Annotated in this window: 2 protein-coding genes; both read right to left on the reverse strand. The window is 70.2% G+C overall.

Features of this window, described 5'->3' with window-relative positions:
* Nucleotides 1–166: 166 nt before the first annotated feature.
* A complete protein-coding gene (locus ACOJSN_RS13085; protein ID WP_420112940.1) occupies nt 167–1,573 on the reverse strand; it encodes a DUF2079 domain-containing protein in 1,407 nt (468 codons plus the stop codon).
* Nucleotides 1,574–1,578: 5 nt separating this feature from the next.
* On the reverse strand, nt 1,579–1,767 hold a 189-nt coding region (locus ACOJSN_RS13090), incomplete at its 5' end, for a M24 family metallopeptidase (protein WP_420112941.1).

The following is a 1,767-nucleotide window of genomic DNA, read 5'->3' on the forward strand; positions in this document are numbered from 1 at the left end:
GCCGACGCGCTCGCCGAGGTTCGTAGTGACCTTCGGCTGGAGGTGGAGGGACTCGGCTCGACCCAGCCGGCAGTGACGGAGGACCCCGATGACTCCTCGACCTACGCGGCGAACCGACGGGTGGAGATCCGATACGAGCAGTGATCTACCGTCGCGGGGTGCGCCGCTACCCGGTGTGCTCCGCGACGAGGAACCCGTCGGCGTCGACGATCTGAGTGAAGTCCTCGCCGGGGAAGCGTTCCTCGGCCCACGCTTCGGCGCTGGTGGGCGGGTTGCCGCTGTAGATGCCGGAGCCCTGGTAGAGCACCACGTACTCCGGCACCGGGTTGTCGTTGCCCATCCAGTACACCTCGGCGCGGGGCGCGAGGTACGCCATCAGCGTGATGTCGCTGACCACCGTCGCGTCGTCGGGGATCGCAGCCAGCGCCACCGCTGCCCCTTCGGGGCGGCTGCCGGGTTCCCAGTACTCACCCTCGGTGAGCTTCCACAGCGGGAACTGGATCGTGACCACGAGCGCCATGACGACGGCGATACCTGCGAACCATGGTGCCCTCGCCTTCCAGGTGGGTGAGCTGATCAGGGCGTCGACGAGTGCGAGGAAGACGACCGGCATCAGCACCGCCGAGTAGTGCCAGTCGGTGGACCAGTGGAACGGTACGTCGGAGGTGAGCCGCCACGCGAAGGTCGGGAGCGTGATCAGCACCAGCGGCGAGCGCAGCGCGAGGAAGCCCGTGATGGCGACCACGAGCAGGACGAGCACCAGCTTGTTGCCGAACCCGGTGAACAGGGAGTTCAGCGCCGCACCGGGGTCGGAGAAGATCTGCGAGACGATCGAGTCGTCCGCGTAGTCCCACACGCCGTCGGCATTGAGGGCAGGCAGGATCACGTTGGTCGTGAGGACGAAGGCGAGCACGCCGCCGGCCGCGAGTCCGATCCCCAGCTTGCGCCCGCCGCGGATCGCGATGACCACGCCGATCGCCGCGACCGTGAGGCCCAGGTCCTCCTTGACGCCCAGCAGCGGCAGCGACCACAGCGCCGCCGCCCGGTGGTCGCGCCGGACCAGGGCCGCCAGCGAGGCGGCCAGGAAGGGCAGCGCGAGCGCGATCTCGTGGAACTGCGACGCGACCGCCGACTGCAGCCCCCACGAGAGGCCGTACGCCAACCCGATCGCGAGGCCGCTGGCGCGCCCGAGGTGCCGGATCGCGCACGCCGCCACGATCACCACCGAGACACCCACCAGCAGCGCCTGCACGATCAGCAGCGTCAGCCCGCTGCCATGGATCCAGTACGCGGGCGCCAGGAGCGCGAGCAGCGGGTGCCAGTGGTCGCCCAGCAGCATGAAGTCCGGGCCCTTGATCGGCACGACCGGCGAGCGCAGCTCGGCGTATGCACGGAACAGCTGGGTGAAGATGCCGAGGTCCCAGCTCGGCACCTCGAAGCGGGCCCACTGCCGCCAGGACCACAACGCGTAGAGCAGCGTGACGACCGACCCGACCACCAGGGCCGGGAGGACCGCCGCTCGCCCCCGCACAGGCGAGAGCCACGCGGAGGTGCGCTCCGCCGTCGGGCTCACGCCGTTCAGCGGCCGGTGAGCGAGGCCATCCAGGCCTCGACGTCCTCGGCCCGCCGCGGCAGCGCGGCCGAGAGGTTCTCCACGCCGTCGGAGGTGACGAGCACGTCGTCCTCGATGCGCACTCCGATACCGCGGTACTCCTCGGGCACGGCGAGGTCGTCGGCCTTGAAGTACAGGCCCGGCTCGATGGTGAA

The organism is Pseudactinotalea sp., assembly GCF_048594945.1.
Lineage (GTDB): Bacteria > Actinomycetota > Actinomycetes > Actinomycetales > Beutenbergiaceae > Pseudactinotalea.